This window comes from Variovorax sp. 278MFTsu5.1 (genome assembly GCF_048305045.1).
Lineage (GTDB): Bacteria > Pseudomonadota > Gammaproteobacteria > Burkholderiales > Burkholderiaceae_C > Variovorax > Variovorax guangxiensis.
Genome location: NZ_CP157622.1, coordinates 4,287,762 through 4,303,877, shown reverse-complemented (window position 1 = coordinate 4,303,877; position 16,116 = coordinate 4,287,762). Strand labels below are relative to the sequence as shown.

Sequence of the window (16,116 nt, the reverse complement as noted above, 5' to 3'; positions counted from 1 at the left end):
CTTTCCCTCGGTCACTTCGCTCAGGCCTCTTCGGCTTCCTCGCTGTACTCGCTCACAGGCACGCAGCTGCAGAACAGGTTGCGGTCGCCGTAGACGTTGTCGACGCGGCCGACCGGCGGCCAGTATTTGGCGCTCTTGAGTTCGGCCAGCGGGAACGCGCCAAGCTCGCGCGAGTACGGGTGGCTCCACTCGCTGCCCAGCAGGCTCGCGGCCGTGTGCGGCGCGTGCTTGAGCGGGTTGTCCTCCTTCGGCCAGACGCCTTCCTCGATGCGGCGGATCTCGCCGCGGATGGCGATCATCGCGTCGATGAAACGGTCGAGCTCGGCCAGCGGCTCGCTCTCGGTGGGCTCCACCATCAGCGTGCCGGGCACGGGGAAGCTCAGCGTGGGCGCGTGGAAGCCGTAGTCGATCAGGCGCTTGGCTACGTCTTCTGCGGTGACGCCGCTGGTGTCCTTGAGCGGGCGCAGGTCCAGGATGCACTCGTGCGCGACGTGGCCGTTGGGGCTCGCGTACAGCGTCGGGTAGTGGTCCTTCAGGCGAGCGCTGATGTAGTTGGCGCTCAGGATGGCCGTCTCGGTCGCGGCCTGCAGGCCCTTGGCGCCCATCATGCGGCAGTACATCCAGCTGATGGGCAGCACGGCCGCATTGCCCAGAGGCGCGGCCGACACCGCGCCCACGCCGTTCGACGCCACGCCGGCCGTGGCATGGCCCGGCAGGTAGGGCACGAGGTCTTCCACCACGCAGACCGGGCCCACGCCCGGGCCGCCGCCGCCGTGCGGAATGCAGAAGGTCTTGTGCAGGTTCAGGTGGCTCACGTCGCCGCCGAACTCGCCCGGCGCGGCCACGCCGACCAGCGCGTTCATGTTGGCACCGTCGACGTACACACGGCCGCCGTGCGCATGCACCAGCTCGCACAGCTCCTTCACGCGGGTTTCGAACACGCCGTGGGTGCTGGGGTAGGTGATCATCACCGCGGCCAGGTTGGCGCTGTGCTTCTCGCAGGCGCGCTTGAGGTCGTCGAGGTCGACGTTGCCCTGCGCGTCGCAGGCCGTCACCACCACCTGCAGGCCGACCATTTGCGCGCTGGCCGGGTTGGTGCCGTGCGCCGACGACGGAATCAGGCAGATGTTGCGATGCCCCTGGCCCTTGGCCTCGTGGAAGGACTTGATGGCCAGCAGGCCCGCGTACTCGCCCTGCGAGCCGGCGTTGGGCTGCAGGCTGATGCCCGCGTAGCCGGTGGCCTCGCACAGCCAGGCGCGCAACTGGGCGTCGAGCTGGGCGTAGCCCTGCAGCTGGTCGGCTGGCGCGAAGGGGTGGATGTTCGCGAACTCGGGCCAGGTGATGGGGATCATCTCGCTGGTCGCGTTGAGCTTCATGGTGCAGCTGCCCAGCGGGATCATGCTGCGGTCGAGCGCCAGGTCCTTGTCGGACAGGCTGCGGATGTAGCGCAGCATCGCCGTCTCGCTCTTGTGCGTGTTGAACACCGGGTGCGTGAGGAAGGCGCTGCTGCGGCGCAGCTCCTCGGGAATCAGCGGCGTGGTGCTGCCCGAGAGATCGTCGAAGCGCGGCGCCTGCTTGCCGGCGGGCGCGAACAGGCCCCACAGCGTTTCGACATCGCCGCGCGTGCTGGTCTCGTCCAGCGAGATGCCCAGGTGCTGCTGCAGGCGCTGGCGCAGGTTGACGCCGGCCGCGTGCGCGCGTTCGATGATCGCCTGCGTGTCTTCGCCGGTGCGGATGGTCAGCGAGTCGAATGCGGTGGCGTTCACCGGCTCGCGGCCCATCTGCGCGAGGCCCTTGGCCAGCACCGCGGTGAGCGCGGCCACGCGCTGCGCGATGCGCGTGAGGCCGTCGGGCCCGTGGTACACGGCGTACATGCTGGCCACCACGGCCGGCAGCACCTGCGCGGTGCAGATGTTGGAAGTGGCCTTCTCGCGGCGGATGTGCTGCTCGCGCGTCTGCAGCGCGAGGCGGTAGGCGGGCTGGCCGTGCGTGTCGACACTCACGCCCACCAGGCGGCCCGGCAGCGAGCGCTTGAACTCGTCGCGGCAGGCCAGGTAGGCGGCGTGCGGGCCGCCGTTGCACAGCGGCATGCCGAAACGCTGCGTGGTGCCGCAGACGATGTCGGCGCCCCATTCGCCGGGAGGCGCCAGCAGCGTCAGCGCCAGCAGGTCGGCCGCGACGATGAAGGCGGCGTCGCACTGGTGCGCATGGCCCGCGAGCGGTCGCAGGTCGTGCACGTGGCCGGTGGTGGCGGGGTATTGCGCGAGCACGCCGAAGAAGGCGCCGCTCACCATCAGGTGCGGCAGCGTTTCCGACACGGTGCTCACCTTGACCTCGATGCCCAGCGGCGCGGCGCGGGTCTTGATGACTTCGATGGTCTGCGGATGGCAGTCGCCCGACACGAGGAACACGTTGCTCTTGCTCTTCACGCTGCGCTTGGCCAGCGTCATCGCCTCGGCGGCGGCCGTGGCCTCGTCGAGCATCGAGGCGTTGGCGATGGCCATGCCCGTGAGGTCGCACACCATCGTCTGGAAGTTCAGCAGGGCTTCCATGCGGCCCTGCGAGATCTCGGCCTGGTAGGGCGTGTAGGCGGTGTACCAGGCGGGGTTCTCGAGGATGTTGCGCAGGATCACGCCCGGCGTGTGGTTGCCGTAGTAGCCCTGGCCGATGAAGTTGCGGAACACCTTGTTCTTCGACGCCATCGCCTTCAGCTCGGCCAGCGCGTCGGCTTCGGTGACCGGGGCGGGCAGGCGCATCGGCTTCGAGCGGCGGATGGCGGCGGGCACGATGCCCTCGATGAGCTCGGCGCGCGTTTCCGACCCGATCGCCGGCAGCATGCGCGCCTCGTCCGCCGCGTCGATGCCGATGTGGCGGGCAATGAATTCTTCGGCGTTCTCGAGTTCTTGCAGGGTGGGAAGGGCAGCGGGCTTCGACATGGCAGTGCTGTTGATAAGAGCTTGGGGCGGAGGAGCGGGGTCAGAACGCAGAAGTCGCGAAGGTTTCGCAGAGGTCGCAGAAGGAAAACCAAAAGATGATTCGGTTTCTTCTGCGACTTCTGCGTAGTTTTTGTATTCCTTCTGCGTTCGGCTGTCCGATTTCGAGGATCAGGATTCGGCAGCGAACTTGTCGTACGAGGCCGCGTCCAGCAGCGCGTCGAGCTGCGAGGGGTCGCTCAGCTTGACCTTGAAGAACCAGCCGGCGGCCAGCGGGTCGCTGTTGGCGAGCGACGGGTCGGCGCGCAGCGCTTCGTTCACTTCGGTGATTTCGCCCGACACGGGCATGAACACGTCGGCGGCGGCTTTCACCGATTCGACGACGCCGGCGACATCGCCCTGCGCGAAGGTCTTGCCGACTTCGGGCAGGTCGACGAACACCACGTCGCCCAGCGCGTCCTGCGCGTGCACGGTGATGCCGACGGTGGCCGCGTCGCCTTCGGCCGACACCCATTCGTGGTCCTTGGTGTACTTGATGCTCATGGTGGAAAACTCCTCGTGGAAAAAATGGTTCGGGGGTGCAGAGCCTAGCCGGTCGGCCGCGTTCAGCCGCGTTCAGCCGCGGTAGTAGCGTGTGGGCACGAAGGGCATGGTCGAGACCTCCATCGGCACCGGCTTGCCGCGCACGATGGCCTGCACGCGCGTGCCCGGCTCGGCGAACGCGGTGGCCACGTAGCCCATGGCGATGCAGCGGTCGGCCGTGGGGCCGAGCAGGCCGCTGGTGACAGTGCCGATGTCCTGGCCCTCGAAAGACTGCAGCACTGTGCCGTCGCGCACCGGAATGCGCTCCAGCGCGACGAGGCCCACGCGTTTGCGCTTCAGCGTGTCGTGGTCGGTGTGTCCGGCCGCGCCGGCGGTGGAGGCGGCCAACTGCGCGAGCACCTTCGCGGCACCCGGAAAACCGCCTTCGCGCGCGCCGCCCGCGCGGCGCACCTTCTGCATCGCCCAGTTGAGCGAGGCCTCGACGGGCGTGGTGGTGGTGTCGATGTCGTTGCCGTAGAGGCAAAGTCCAGCCTCGAGCCGCAGCGAATTGCGCGCGCCCAGGCCGATGGGCTTGACCTCGGGCTGGGCCAGCAGCAGGCGGGCGAGGCGTTCGGCGTCGGATGCGGCCACCGAGATCTCGAAGCCGTCTTCGCCGGTGTAGCCGCTGCGGGTGACGAAGGCCGCAATGCCGTCGATCTGCACCGCTCCGCCCGTCATGAACACGAAGCGCTCGACGCCGGGCGACAACCGCGCCAGCGTGGCCGCAGCCTGCGGGCCCTGCAGCGCGAGCAGCGCGTTCTCGGGCAGGGGGCGCACCTCGCAGCGCGAGCCGATCTTCTTCTGGATATGGGCGATGTCGGCAACCTTGCAGGCGCCGTTGACGATCACGAAGATCGAGCCGTTGCCCTCGTTGAAGAACATCAGGTCGTCGAGGATGCCGCCCTCGTCGTCCAGCAGCAGGCCGTAGCGCTGCTTGCCGGCGGGCAGGTCGATCACGTCGACGGGCATCAGGGTCTCGAAGGCGGCCGCGGCGTCGGGCCCGACCAGGCGCAGCTGGCCCATGTGGGAAATGTCGAAGAGGCCGGCCGCGTCGCGCGTGTGCTTGTGCTCGGCCATCAGGCCCGCCGGGTACTGGACCGGCATCGAATAGCCGGCGAAGGGCACCATGCGGGCGCCCAGCTCCAGGTGGAGGTCGTACAGCGGCGTCTTGAGAAGTTCGGTAGCGGATGCGGAGGAAGCGGCCACGGGGCACTCCAAAGGGGCAGTCGAAATCCATGACGCAAGCCATGGGCCACCCCTGCTGTCCGCTTTACCTGAGAGATTCGCCCCACGATCGGGGTTTGCTCCTTCGGTGGGCCGCTGCTCCTGTTTTGGATGCGGCGGCCTCTCTCCAGCAAGGAAACGCCGGTTTTCACCGGCGCCTCGTCAGTCCTTTTGCCTGAGCGTTCGGGGGAAATTTGCCCCCTGCGCCTTCGGCGGCCCCGGCATGCGGGGCTCTCTCCTGACCCCGGCGAGTGTAGTTGATCGAGCGGCCCGGCCGGCGGATATGCCTCGCCGCGCTCAACGCGCCCACAGATACCAGGCCCCGAGCCCGGCCGCGATCCAGACGGCCACGACCAGCGCGGCGCCCCAGCGGCTGGTCGGTTTGGAACCCGTGCTCTGCATCCATGCATCGGCCCGTTGGCGGCATTCGACGAGCACGGGCGCCGGAACCATCCGGACCGCGAGCCAGATCAGCCCTGGCAGCAGCAGCACGTCGTCGACGTAGCCCAGCACCGGAATGAAGTCGGGGATCAGGTCGATCGGGCTGAGCGCATAGGCCACCACGAAAACACCCAGCGCCTTCGCATACCAGGGCGTGGAGGCGTGCCGGCAGGCGAACCAGAGGGTGACGCCGTCGCGCTTGAGGCGCCTGGCCCAGCTGCGAAGGCGCTCGGACAACGAGGTGGAGGCGGGAGGCGGGGAATTCACCCGGCGATGGTGTCACAGGCCGTGGCGGCCATCGCCCCGATCGAAGTCCTTAGTGAATCACTTCGGCCGGCGGCAGCAGCCGGTCGATGCGCTCGCGCAGCGACTCGGCGCGCTCCGCGCCCGCGGTCTTCTCGATCTCGGTGAGCATCAGCGCGGCGATGGTCAGCATGGCCTCGCGGTCGCGTGCCTCGCGCAGGGCGTCGCGCATCTGCAGCGCGAACTTCGGGTCGCGGCGCACGAACATGCGCTCGCAGATGTCGAACAGGAACATGCGCGTGGTCGCCAGCGAACGCTTGCCGTCGAAGGTGTCGGCTGAGGTGGCGACCTGGATCGGCTCGACGGCGGGGATGGGCGAGGGCGCGGGCTGTGCGGGGGGCTCGGCTTCCGCCGCCGCGGCCTTCGCGCCCTGCAGGTAGCCCTTCTCGATCAGCGCCTGGATGGTCCGCTCGGCTTCGTCGCGGTTGGCGAAGAGGGGACTGAAGTCGGTCAGGGAGCGCCGGCCGTCGGCCATCAGCAGCAGGGCGCGTTCGCGCTGGGTGAGCGTGCGCTGTCCGCCCTGGAGTTCGTTGCGCGCCTTGTCGGTCTTGGTGGGAAACATGGCAGCCACAGCCTTGGGGAAACGAAGGCTGCAGCATGGTTGCATGTGGTGACATCTTCGTGAACCGTTTGGCCTACAGGGCCATTGAGTCCCGCCTCGTCCGGGCGCCTGCATCAGCCGCCTGCGCCCTCCTTGCGGATGAGCCAGCGGCCTTCCACGCGCTGCAGTTCCAGCGTCTTGCGGCTCTTCTCGCGCAGCTTGTCGGCGCTGTAGGTCTGCTGGAAGCTGGCGGTGGCCGCCTGCCCCTTGAGGCTGATGACGAGGCTGTCGATCTCCACGCTGATGGCGGCCTTCTCTTCGATGCGCGTGCGGCGATCGGTCTCCCATGCCTTGCGGTCCTGGCCGCGCGGGGGTGTGAAGTCGCTCGCATAGGCGGCGAGGTAGCGGGCCACGTCGCGTGCGGACCATGCGGCGGCCCAGGCGCGCACTGCGGCTTCGACTTCGCGGATGTCTGCTGCGGGATCGGCCGGTGCGGCGGCGGCTGCCGGCGCGGTGGTCGCTGCCGGCCCGGCGGCGAAGGCCGCCGGAGCCAGCAGCACGCTCCCCAGTACGCAGCTCAGGAATCGATTCATGGCGCGGTGTCCCTCCTTGTCGTTTCGCCGGCCCCTCGGCCCTGCGCCCGATTCTGGCAGCGAACATGCGCCGGGCCGCTGTCAGGCGGCGGCCCCCTCGGCGTCGGCCGGCATCGCCTGTATGGCGCGGTTGCGCAGCCGCAGCGCGAAGACCGTCGCCACGCACAGCACGCAGAGCACTGCCGTCAGCGTCACGCCGAGGCCGCGCGCGTCCGAGAGCATGCCGAAGAGCGGCGACACCAGCCCGCCCACCGAAAGCGCCAGCCCCAGCGCGATGCCGCTGGCCGTGGCCGGGTTGCGCGGCAGGTAGTCCTGCGCGAGCGTCACCTGCGCGGCGAAGGGCAGGAACATGCACAGGCCGAAGAGCGCGGTGCAGGCAAGCGCCCATCCTGCGCTCGGGGCGAGCACGATGCCCGCGAGCGAGGGCAGTGCAAGCAGATAACCGGCGCGGATCGTGCCCATGCGCCCGATGCGGTCGCCCAGCCAGCCGCCGAGCAGCGTGCCGACGGCGCCCGCCGCCGTGAACATGGTGAGCGCCGCCGCGCCCTGGAGGGCCGAACCTTGCAGGTCGCGCGTGATGCGCAGCGACAGCATCGACATCACCGTGACGTACGGAATAGACCAGCCCACGATGGTCGCCACCAGCAGCCCGAAGGCACGCCAGTCGTTGTGGGGCTTCATCAGGTGGTCGCCGGCCTTGCGGGCCGCTGCTGCGTTGCCCGAGGCCGCGCCGCGCCGCGCGTTCGCGGCGAACCACACCACGCCCATCGCCAGCGCCGGCACGCCCAGCAGGTAGCTGTGCGACAGGCGGCCGCCGCCCACGACGGTGGCCGCCAGTACCGGCGCGAAAGAGGCGCCGATGGTGCCGCCCACCGAGAACACGCTCATCGCCTTCTGCGAGCCGCCGCCGGCCGCGCGCGCCGCCACCGTGGCCGGTGGGTGGTAGGCCGCGATGCCCAGCCCGCACAGCGCCATCGCGATCCAGGTCAGCAGGTAGCTCTGGCCCAGCCCCGCCAGCACCACGCCCAGCGCGGCGACAAGGAAGCCCGTGGGCACCAGCCAGCTGCGCGGGTGCCGATCGGCGTACAGGCCGAAGAGGGGCTGCACCACGCTCGACAGGCCCGTGGCCGCCAGCATCAGCCCGCTGACTGCCGTGTAGCTGTAGCCGCGCTCCAGCACCATGAAGGGCAGCAGGGCGGGCACGAGGCCCTGGTAGAGGTCGTTGACGGCATGGGTGCCGGTGAGCAGCCCGAGTCGGCGCTTGTTCATGACGGATGCTTCTTTCGTTTGCGGGAGGAGTGGAAAAAAGCATCGTAGGAAGCCGTGAGAAGATGTTCCTGCTACGAATTGGCAAGCATCGTCGAGAAATGGACAAAGAAATTGATCTCCGGCCGGAGCACGGCGAGTCGACCCCGCGCGCCGTCGCGGTGCTGGCGACCGACCCGGCGGGCGACGCCTTCATTCCGCCGCACACGCACCGGCGCGGCCAGCTCATCCACGCGATCTCGGGCGTGATGCTGGTGAGCGCCGCAGCCGGCAGCTGGGTGGTGCCGACCGGTCGCGGCGTGTGGGTGCCCGGCGGCATGGAGCACCAGATCCGCATGGCGGGCGAGGTGCGCATGCGCACCGTGTTCGTCGAACCCGGCACGCGGGCCGACCTGGGCAGCGAATGCCGCGTGATCCACGTCGGCGCGCTGCTGCGGGAGCTGATCGTCACGGCCGTGTCGCTGCCGCTGGACTACGCGCCGGGCGGCCGCGACGAGCGGGTGATGGAGCTGATCCTCGACGAGATCGAGGCCGCACCCGCGCTCTCGCTGCACGTGCCGATGCCGCGCCACGCCCGGCTGGCCGCGCTGTGCGAGGAGCTGGTGCGCGACCCCTCGCTGCCCGCAACGCTGGACGACTGGGCCTCGCGCCTGCACATGAACACCCGCACGCTCGCGCGCCTGTTCCAGCGCGAGACGGGCATGAACTTCGGCGCGTGGTGCCGGCAGGCGAGGCTGCTGTTGAGCCTGCCCCGGCTGGCGGCGGGTGCGTCGATTCTTGAAGTGGCGCTGGCCCACGGCTACGAGAGCCCGAGCGCCTTCACCGCGATGTTCCGGCGCACGCTGGGCGTGCCGCCGAGCCAGTACCTGCACCGGCCCGGCTGAGCGCCGCAGCTTGCGGCGCTACTTGAACCCTAGCGTGTGCGGCAGCCAGGTGCTCAGCGCCGGCACGAAGGTCAGGATGAGCAGCACCGCGCCGTGCGCCCACAGGAACGGCACCAGTTCCTTCACCAGCGCCGTCATCGGCACCTTCGACACGTTGCAGGTCACGAACAGCAGTCCGCCGACCGGTGGCGTGATCATGCCCAGCGTGAGGTTGAAGATCACGATCATCGCGAAGTGCACCGGGTCGACGCCCAGCTTCACCGCCACCGGCGCGAGGATCGGCGCCAGCACCATCACGCCGGGCAGCGGCTCGATGAAGATGCCGAAGAGCAGCAGGAAGATGTTGACGATGATCAGGAACATCCACGGCGAGAGGTTCATGCCGATGAGCCACTCGGCCATCTGCTGCGGAATGCCCTCGATGGTCAGGATCCACGCGAACGAGGCCGACAGGCCGATGATGATCAGCACCGAGGCCGACAGCAGGGCCGAGCGCGAAAGAATGTCCGGCAGCGCCTTCCATTCGAGCGTGCGGTAGACGAACTTGCCGCACACCAGCGCGTAGAACACCGCCACCACCGAGGCCTCGGTGGGCGTAAACCAGCCCGCGCGCATGCCGCCCAGGATGACCACCGGCAGCAGGATCGCGGGAATCGCCTTCCAGGTCGTGATGAGGATCTCACGCAGCGGCGGTGTCTGCCCGTCGCCCTTGTAGTTGCGTTTCTTCGAGACGTAGAAGTTCACCAGGCACATCGCTACCGCGATCAGGATGCCCGGCAGGATGCCCGCTGCGAACAGCGTGCCGACCGAGACCGTCTCGTCCTGCAGCGCGTAGATGATCATGATGATCGAAGGCGGAATGATCGGCCCCACGATCGCGGTCGAGGCGGTGAGCGCCGCCGCGTAGGAGCGGTCGTAGCCGGCCTTGTCCATCATCTTGATGAGCATCGACCCCGGCCCCGCTGCGTCGGCCAGCGCCGAGCCCGAGATGCCAGAGAAGAAGGTCAGCGACACCACGTTGGTGTAGCCCAGCCCGCCGCGCCGGTGGCCCACGAACTGGCCCGCGAAACGCAGCAGCACCTCGGTGAGCGAGCCGCCGCTCATGAGCTCGGCAGCCAGGATGAAAAAGGGCACCGCCATCAGCGGAAAGCTGTCGATGCCGGTGAAGGTTTCTTTCAGCAGCACCATCAGCGGATAGTTTTCCGCCAGGATCAGCGTGGTGGCGGTGGAAAGGCCCAGCGCGAAGGCCACCGGCACGCCGATGGCCAGGAACACGCAGGCGGAGACGATGAGAACGAGGCTTGCATCCATGGTCGTTCTCCTTACAGCGACGCGCTGGCGTTGGCGTCGAAGTGCGCGTCGGACGCGAACTCGCGGTTCAGCACGTAGCCGCGCACCACCAGCAGCCAGTGCACGACGAGCAGCACGCCGCCGAAGAGCATCGCGCTGTAGATGTAGGCGAACGGAATCTGCGTGACGGCGGTGAGCTGGAACATCGTGCGCTGCATGTAGAGCCAGCCGTACCACACCATGAAGCCGAAGAAGGCGAAGAGCAGCCCCGCCACCACGATGCGCAGCGCTACCGCGGCGCTGCGCGGCAGCGCGTCCTGCAGGTTCTCGACCGCGATGTGCCCGCCGTAGCGCAGCACCGGCCCGGCGCCCAGGAAGGTGAGCCAGATCATCATGTGGCGCGACACCTCTTCCGCCCATTCGAGCGACTGGCTGGTGGTGTAGCGCAGCACGACGTTGGTGAAGATGATGACCGACATGGCGGCCAGCAGAAGAATCAGCGCCCAGCGGTTGGCGGCGAGAAAGTAGCGCTCGAAGGCTTGCACTTTGAGTTGTTCTCTGTTGTTTCGGGAGAGAAGAAAAAACGAAGCGCCCGGCGCACTGTGGCGGACCGGGCGCGTTGCCGGAAGACCGGCTCGGGACGGCTTACTTGACGTCCGTAATCTTCTTGATGTTGTCCGCGCCGAATTCCTTGGCGTAGCTCACGTACGCCGGCTTCAGCGCCTCGCGGAAGGCAGCGCCGTCGACGGTGCGCGTGACCTTCATGCCGTCCTTCTCGAGCTGCGCGATGCCGTTGTTCTCGTCGTCGTTCACCTTCTTGCGCTGGGCGACGGCGGCCTTCTTCGCGGCCTCGGTAAACACCTTCTTGTCGGCGTCCGAGAGCTTGTTCCACACCTTCGGCGACAGCAGCAGGAGCGCCGGCGAATACACGTGGCCCGTGAGCGAGAGGTGCTTCTGCACCTGCGAGAACTTCGAGGCCAGGATCACCGGAATCGGGTTCTCCTGCCCGTCGACCGTGCCCTGCTGCAGCGCGCCGAAGAGCTCGGGGAAGGCCATCGGCGTGGGCAGGATGCCGAAGGTGCGGTAGCCGTCCATGTGCACCTTGTTTTCCATGGTGCGCATCTTCAGGCCGGCCGCGTCGGTGGGCTTGACGATGTCGCGCTTGCTGTTCGTCATGTGGCGGAAGCCGTTCTCCGTCCAGGCCAGCGCGATGATGCCCTTGCTCGGGAACTTGGTCAGGATGTCCTGGCCGATGGGGCCGTCCATCACCTTGCGCGCGTGGTCGTAGTCGCGGAAGAGGAAGGGAATGTCAACAATCTTCACCTCGGGCACGAAGTTGCCCACCGGGCCGGTCGAGGTGTTGACCAGGTCCTGCGTGCCGAGCTGGATGGCCTCGATCTGCTCGCGCTCGCCGCCCAGCGCCGAGTTGGCGAAGTGCTGGCACTTGTAGCGGCCTTGTGTGCCCTTCTCGATCTCGTCGCAGAACACCGTGGAGCCAACGCCGTAGTGCGACTCCTTGGAGGTCGCGTAGCCGATCTTGAGAACGGTGGGTGCCTGGGCGAAGGCGGAAGCGCCCAGGGCGAACGAAAGGCAGGCGGCGGCGATGTGGCCGAGTTTCATGATGTCTCCGGGGTTGAAGTCAGGTGCGCGTCAGGCGCACCTGACTATGCAACGCCGGGGAGCTTCACCGCGTCGGGATTTTCACGGACGTACTCGCGGATGACCGCCTCGAAACTGTCGTCGGCGGTCAGGCCCAGCGCCTTCGCCCGTGAGGTTTCGATGTGGCCGGGCCAGGTCTTCACGATGCGCATGATCGTCGGGTCGGGCGTGCGGTCGAGCAGCGCGGTGGCGGCCTTGCCGGCCACGCGCTCCAGCGCTGCGGCCATCTCGCCCACCGTGGTCGGCAGCGAGGGCAGGTTCAGCGCGGTGCGTGGGCCCCATTGCGCATCGGTCGCCTCGGCGGCGCGGATGATGCCTTCGACAGTGCGCGCCGGTGACGCAATGGCCACAGGCGTCTCGTCGGGCACCGGGCAGGCCGCGCGCAGCCCCGCCAGCGGCTCGCGGATCATTCCGCTGAAGAAGCCCGAGGCCGCGCCGTTGGGCTTGCCCGGCCGCACGCTCACCGTCATGAGCCGCACGCTGCGCCCGCGCACGAAACCTTTGCGCGTGAAGTCGGCCACCAGCTGTTCACCTATGAATTTCTGGATGCCGTAGCTGGTCTGCGGCGTAGGCAGCGTGTGGTCCTCGATCACCTTCGGCAGCGGCTGCTCGGGCGAATCGCCGAACACCGCGAGCGAGCTGGCGAAGACCAGCACCGGCTTCGTGCCGAGAGCGCGAACCCGCTCGAGCAGCGCATGCGTGGCGGCGAAGTTGCTGCGCATGCCGAGGTCGAAGTCGGCCTCGCATTCGCCGCTCACCGCGGCCGCCAGGTGGAAGATGGCGTCGGCCTCGCGCCAGGGCGTGGCATCGGCCTGCGCCGAGAGCTGGTCGTTCAGGTCGCCGGTGATGGTCTTGATACGCGCGTCGGCCGTCAGGTCGGCCGGCGGGGCCGCGCGGTCGACCAGCGTGATGCGTTCGATGGGACGGGCCGCGGCGCCGGCCAGTGAAAGGCTGCCTTGCGCGAGCAGTGTTCGCGCGAGTCGCGCGCCCAGAAAGCCTGCGCCGCCGGTGATGATGATCTGCATGGGTCGGGTCTCCTGTCTTGTCTCCTGAGAGCTTCGAGGATAAGCGGGCAGCGGCGAGGGCGGGAGGCCTGTGGCATGCTCGATCTCAGCTTGTGCAGCGGAATCCGTCGCGACCGAGCGCCCCTCATCGACAGGAGACACTGCATGCTCACGGTCATCGTCTTGTGGCTTCTTGCCGTGGCATGGCTCGTTGCGAACGGCATGTTCGCCGAGAAGCCTTCGCCACAGTACCGGCGCAGGCGAACCCTGGTGGCCTGGATGTTCCTGGGCGGTTGCACGGGAGCGCTCGCCGGCCTGGCGGGGCCAGGCTTCTCGCTCGTGGGCTCCATCGTTGGTGCCGCGGCCGCCGGGTTCGTGGCGCGCAGCCTCGTTGACGTGCGAAAGCCCGACCCCGGTGCAGAAACAACGACGCCATGACGATCAAGTTCCCGCCCGATTTCCTCGAGACGCTGCGGCAGCCGGTGCGCGTCGACGCCGATCTCGACAGCCAGTCCTCGTTCTTCTCGCGCAAGGAGATCAGGGATTTCTATCTTTCGGTGATCGAAAGCCCCGAGAAGAACGATGTGCTTCAGCTGGCGGCCGACGAACTGCCTCGTCTGCATCCCCACCGGGCCACGTTGCTGGCGCTGTTCTGCGGCGCGCTCGTGGAGGACGGGGCCGACCCGCGCCTGCTCTTCGGCGCGGCGCTCGAACTCATGGCCGGCCTGCTCGTCTCGCTCGAACCGTTCTGCGCGACACAGCCTCAGGACGATGGCGAAGAGGCAGACCCCGAAGAAGTCGCCGAATGGCAGGCTGCGGAGGCGGCCCTTGGCGCGCTGTCTGCACCGGAGCGTTTCGAGGTCGAGGCACGGCAGGCCGCGGCCGGCCTGCTGGTGCTTCCACTCATGACCATGCTCATGCGCGACGTGCGCAACCACCGCGCCCTGCTGGCCGACGGCGAACTGGTGGCGCGCATCGATGCGTTGGCCGTCAACGATTCGCTGCCGATCGACGGCCTGCACTTCCTGCAGGGGGCCGCCGAACTGGCCTACGAGGACGAACTGGTGGTGGTGCTCCCGGCCTCCGGCACCGGCATGGTGGTGAAGGCCCACGCCATCAACAACAACTTCCACGCGTTTTCGCTGCTGCAGAAGCTGATGCGCAAGCGCGCCAAGGCGCTCGGCATCCACCCGCCCGCACGCGAGGCGGGCGCGACCGCAAGCCGCGACAACGACTGCGCCGAGTACCTGTGGCTGCAGGCCGATGCCTTCAGGAACGGCGAGCTGGTCGATCCCATGGCGTGGTCATGGGGCGAAGGCTCGCTGCGCGAGAACGCCCGCAGGCAGGGGCGGCTGGTGCTGGTGGCGCTGGACACGCAGGACAAGCCCAGCCGCACCTGGAACGGATTCAACCGCGTGCTCCATTCGGAACAGAAGTCGCGTGTGTCGCTCGTGCGCATGCTCACGCCTGAGGAAGTCGCTTCTTACCTTGCCTGAAGCGGCGGGTCTTCCGGCCAGGCCAGGAAAAAGGCCCTCCGAAGAGGGCCTCGAGCGGCAAGAGGGCCGGGAGCCTTACATCCCCACGTAGTTCGGCCCGCCGCCACCTTCGGGCGTGACCCACACGATGTTCTGCGTCGGGTCCTTGATGTCGCAGGTCTTGCAGTGCACGCAGTTCTGCGCGTTGATCTGCAGGCGCTGCTTGCCGTCCTCAGTGCCGACGAACTCGTACACGCCGGCGGGGCAGTAGCGGCTTTCGGGGCCGGCGAACTTGGCGAGGTTGATGTTCACGGGCACCGTCGCGTCCTTGAGCGTCAGGTGGGCCGGCTGCTGCTCCTCATGGTTGGTGTTGCTGATGAACACGCTGGAGAGGCGATCGAAGGTGAGCTTGCCGTCGGGCTTCGGGTAGACGATGGGCTTGCACTCCGAAGCTGGCTTCAGGTACAGGTGGTCGGGCTTGTCGCGGCGCAGCGTCCACGGGATGTGGCCCTTGAGCAGCCATTGCTCGACGCCGTTCATGAAGGTGGCGATGCCCAGGCCCTTCTTGAACCAGGCCTTGAAGTTGCGGGCCTTGTTCAGCTCGGTGTGCAGCCAGCTCTTCTCGAAGGCGGCCGGGTAGGCCGTGAGTTCGTCGTGCTGGCGGCCGGCCATGACCGCGTCGAAGGCGGCCTCGGCGCACAGCATGCCGGTCTTGATGGCGGCGTGGCTGCCCTTGATGCGGCTCACGTTGAGATAGCCGGCCTCGCAGCCGACCAGTGCGCCGCCCGGGAACACCGTCTTGGGCAGCGACATCAGGCCGCCGGCCGTGATGGCGCGCGCGCCGTAGCCGATTCGCTTGGCGGGCTTGATGCCCTTGGACTCGTCGCCTTCCAGGTACCAGCGGATGTTGGGGTGCAGCTTCCAGCGCTGCATTTCCTCGAAGGGGCTCAGGTAGGGGTTGCTGTAGTCCAGCCCCGTGATGAAGCCCATCGTGACCTTGTTGTCCTCCATGTGATAGAGGAAGGCGCCGCCGTAGGTGTCGCTCTTCATCGGCCAGCCGGCGGTGTGCAGCACGAAGCCGGGCTGGTGGCGCTTGGGGTCGATTTCCCAGACTTCCTTCACGCCGATGCCGTAGGTCTGCGGGTCCTTGCCGGCATCGAGCTTGTATTTGGCGATGAGCTGGCGGCCCAGGTGGCCGCGCGCGCCTTCGGCGAACACGGTGTACTTGCCCAGCAGCTCCATGCCGAGCTGGAAGTTCTCGGTGGGCTCGCCGTCCTTGCCGACGCCCATGTTGCCGGTGGCCACGCCGCGCACCGAGCCGTCTTCGTTGTAGAGCACCTCGGCGGCTGGGAAGCCCGGGAAGATCTCCACGCCCAGGTTTTCTGCCTGCTGGGCCAGCCACTTGGTGAAGGCGCCCAGGCTGATGATGTAGTTGCCGTGGTTCTGGAAGCAGGCCGGCAGGAAAAGGTTGGGGGTGCGCAGGCCCGACTTCTCGCCCAGGAACACCATCGCGTCGTCGGTGACCGGCTGGTTCAGCGGGGCGCCGAGTTCCTTCCAGTCGGGCAGCAGCTCGTTGAGCGCGCGCGGGTCCATGATGGCGCCCGAGAGGATGTGCGCGCCGGGCTCGGAGCCCTTCTCGAGCACCACGACCGAAATCTCCTTCTCGTGCTGCGCGGCCAGCTGCTTGAGCCGGATCGCGGTCGACAGGCCGGCCGGGCCGCCGCCGACCACGACCACGTCGTATTCCATGGCTTCGCGAGGGCCGAACTGAGCGAGGATTTCGTCGTGGGTCATCTGGGTTGGATCGATAATGATTTTTCGAGACGCGGGGGCTTCCCGGGATTGCGGGGCATTTTATGCGGCGTCCAGGGATGCTCCCTGTCGCGTCCGGCATGCTCCCCAGCGCTCGCGGGCGGGACCT

General features: G+C 68.0%; 15 protein-coding genes and 2 riboswitches. Of the genes, 3 read left to right on the top strand and 12 right to left on the bottom strand.

Going from position 1 to position 16,116, the window contains the following annotated elements:
• Positions 1–20 precede the first annotated feature (20 nt).
• The 7 genes from gcvP to ABL844_RS19970 form a co-directional block, all read right to left on the bottom strand.
• On the bottom strand, positions 21–2,936 hold the full coding sequence (gcvP, locus tag ABL844_RS20000) for an aminomethyl-transferring glycine dehydrogenase (protein WP_369661753.1): 2,916 nt from the start codon (positions 2,934–2,936) through the stop codon (positions 21–23).
• A gap of 168 nt (positions 2,937–3,104) precedes the next feature.
• Entirely contained in the window at positions 3,105–3,476 is a 372-nt protein-coding gene (gene gcvH, locus ABL844_RS19995; protein ID WP_418128659.1) for a glycine cleavage system protein GcvH, read from the bottom strand.
• A 72-nt stretch (positions 3,477–3,548) separates the two neighbouring features.
• Complete coding sequence (gene gcvT / locus ABL844_RS19990; RefSeq protein WP_418128657.1) at positions 3,549–4,721, bottom strand: glycine cleavage system aminomethyltransferase GcvT; 1,173 nt, start codon at positions 4,719–4,721, stop codon at positions 3,549–3,551.
• A 45-nt stretch (positions 4,722–4,766) separates the two neighbouring features.
• Positions 4,767–4,880, bottom strand: a riboswitch (glycine riboswitch).
• A gap of 12 nt (positions 4,881–4,892) precedes the next feature.
• Positions 4,893–4,990: riboswitch (glycine riboswitch) on the bottom strand.
• Between the two features lie 46 nt (positions 4,991–5,036).
• Complete coding sequence (locus ABL844_RS19985) at positions 5,037–5,447, bottom strand: YkvA family protein (protein WP_418128656.1); 411 nt, start codon at positions 5,445–5,447, stop codon at positions 5,037–5,039.
• Between the two features lie 49 nt (positions 5,448–5,496).
• The gene (locus ABL844_RS19980) at positions 5,497–6,045 is read right to left on the bottom strand and encodes a hypothetical protein (RefSeq protein ID WP_418128655.1); all 549 of its coding nucleotides are present in this window, start codon (positions 6,043–6,045) and stop codon (positions 5,497–5,499) included.
• A 113-nt stretch (positions 6,046–6,158) separates the two neighbouring features.
• On the bottom strand, positions 6,159–6,617 hold the full coding sequence (locus ABL844_RS19975) for a hypothetical protein (RefSeq protein WP_418128654.1): 459 nt from the start codon (positions 6,615–6,617) through the stop codon (positions 6,159–6,161).
• An 81-nt stretch (positions 6,618–6,698) separates the two neighbouring features.
• Entirely contained in the window at positions 6,699–7,886 is a 1,188-nt protein-coding gene (locus ABL844_RS19970) for an MFS transporter (RefSeq protein WP_418128652.1), read from the bottom strand.
• A 98-nt stretch (positions 7,887–7,984) separates the two neighbouring features.
• Between ABL844_RS19970 and ABL844_RS19965 the strand changes: the two genes are divergently transcribed.
• Positions 7,985–8,767: an AraC family transcriptional regulator gene (locus ABL844_RS19965; protein ID WP_418128651.1), complete on the top strand. Its 783-nt coding sequence runs from the start codon at positions 7,985–7,987 to the stop codon at positions 8,765–8,767.
• An 18-nt stretch (positions 8,768–8,785) separates the two neighbouring features.
• Here ABL844_RS19965 and ABL844_RS19960 read toward each other — a convergent pair whose 3' ends face one another.
• From ABL844_RS19960 to denD, 4 genes are all read right to left on the bottom strand, one after another.
• Complete coding sequence (locus tag ABL844_RS19960) at positions 8,786–10,078, bottom strand: TRAP transporter large permease (protein WP_184636902.1); 1,293 nt, start codon at positions 10,076–10,078, stop codon at positions 8,786–8,788.
• An 11-nt stretch (positions 10,079–10,089) separates the two neighbouring features.
• A complete protein-coding gene (locus ABL844_RS19955; RefSeq protein WP_176666913.1) occupies positions 10,090–10,602 on the bottom strand; it encodes a TRAP transporter small permease in 513 nt (170 codons plus the stop codon).
• A gap of 100 nt (positions 10,603–10,702) precedes the next feature.
• Positions 10,703–11,677: a TRAP transporter substrate-binding protein gene (locus ABL844_RS19950; protein WP_184636904.1), complete on the bottom strand. Its 975-nt coding sequence runs from the start codon at positions 11,675–11,677 to the stop codon at positions 10,703–10,705.
• A 44-nt stretch (positions 11,678–11,721) separates the two neighbouring features.
• Positions 11,722–12,741 (bottom strand): D-erythronate dehydrogenase, encoded by a 1,020-nt coding sequence (gene denD / locus ABL844_RS19945; RefSeq protein WP_418128650.1) that lies wholly within the window; start codon positions 12,739–12,741, stop codon positions 11,722–11,724.
• A 144-nt stretch (positions 12,742–12,885) separates the two neighbouring features.
• On the opposite strand from denD, the gene ABL844_RS19940 reads away from it, so the two are divergent.
• Positions 12,886–13,158 (top strand): hypothetical protein, encoded by a 273-nt coding sequence (locus tag ABL844_RS19940; RefSeq protein ID WP_418128649.1) that lies wholly within the window; start codon positions 12,886–12,888, stop codon positions 13,156–13,158.
• Positions 13,155–14,216: a hypothetical protein gene (locus ABL844_RS19935; RefSeq protein WP_418128648.1), complete on the top strand. Its 1,062-nt coding sequence runs from the start codon at positions 13,155–13,157 to the stop codon at positions 14,214–14,216. Before ABL844_RS19940 ends, ABL844_RS19935 begins: the two co-directional genes overlap by 4 nt.
• A gap of 75 nt (positions 14,217–14,291) precedes the next feature.
• Here ABL844_RS19935 and ABL844_RS19930 read toward each other — a convergent pair whose 3' ends face one another.
• Positions 14,292–15,989: an electron transfer flavoprotein-ubiquinone oxidoreductase gene (locus ABL844_RS19930; RefSeq protein WP_126021920.1), complete on the bottom strand. Its 1,698-nt coding sequence runs from the start codon at positions 15,987–15,989 to the stop codon at positions 14,292–14,294.
• Between the last annotated feature and the right edge of the window lie 127 nt (positions 15,990–16,116).

Coding starts and splice junctions, on each gene's coding strand:
- gcvH (WP_418128659.1), bottom strand. CDS start 3,476: ATGAGCATCAAGTACACCAAGGACCACGAATGGGTGTCGGCCGAAGGC.
- ABL844_RS19950 (WP_184636904.1), bottom strand. CDS start 11,677: ATGAAACTCGGCCACATCGCCGCCGCCTGCCTTTCGTTCGCCCTGGGC.
- ABL844_RS19960 (WP_184636902.1), bottom strand. CDS start 10,078: ATGGATGCAAGCCTCGTTCTCATCGTCTCCGCCTGCGTGTTCCTGGCC.
- denD (WP_418128650.1), bottom strand. CDS start 12,741: ATGCAGATCATCATCACCGGCGGCGCAGGCTTTCTGGGCGCGCGACTC.
- ABL844_RS19980 (WP_418128655.1), bottom strand. CDS start 6,045: ATGTTTCCCACCAAGACCGACAAGGCGCGCAACGAACTCCAGGGCGGA.
- ABL844_RS19975 (WP_418128654.1), bottom strand. CDS start 6,617: ATGAATCGATTCCTGAGCTGCGTACTGGGGAGCGTGCTGCTGGCTCCG.
- ABL844_RS19970 (WP_418128652.1), bottom strand. CDS start 7,886: ATGAACAAGCGCCGACTCGGGCTGCTCACCGGCACCCATGCCGTCAAC.
- ABL844_RS19935 (WP_418128648.1), top strand. CDS start 13,155: ATGACGATCAAGTTCCCGCCCGATTTCCTCGAGACGCTGCGGCAGCCG.
- gcvP (WP_369661753.1), bottom strand. CDS start 2,936: ATGTCGAAGCCCGCTGCCCTTCCCACCCTGCAAGAACTCGAGAACGCC.
- ABL844_RS19930 (WP_126021920.1), bottom strand. CDS start 15,989: ATGACCCACGACGAAATCCTCGCTCAGTTCGGCCCTCGCGAAGCCATG.
- ABL844_RS19965 (WP_418128651.1), top strand. CDS start 7,985: ATGGACAAAGAAATTGATCTCCGGCCGGAGCACGGCGAGTCGACCCCG.
- ABL844_RS19940 (WP_418128649.1), top strand. CDS start 12,886: ATGCTCACGGTCATCGTCTTGTGGCTTCTTGCCGTGGCATGGCTCGTT.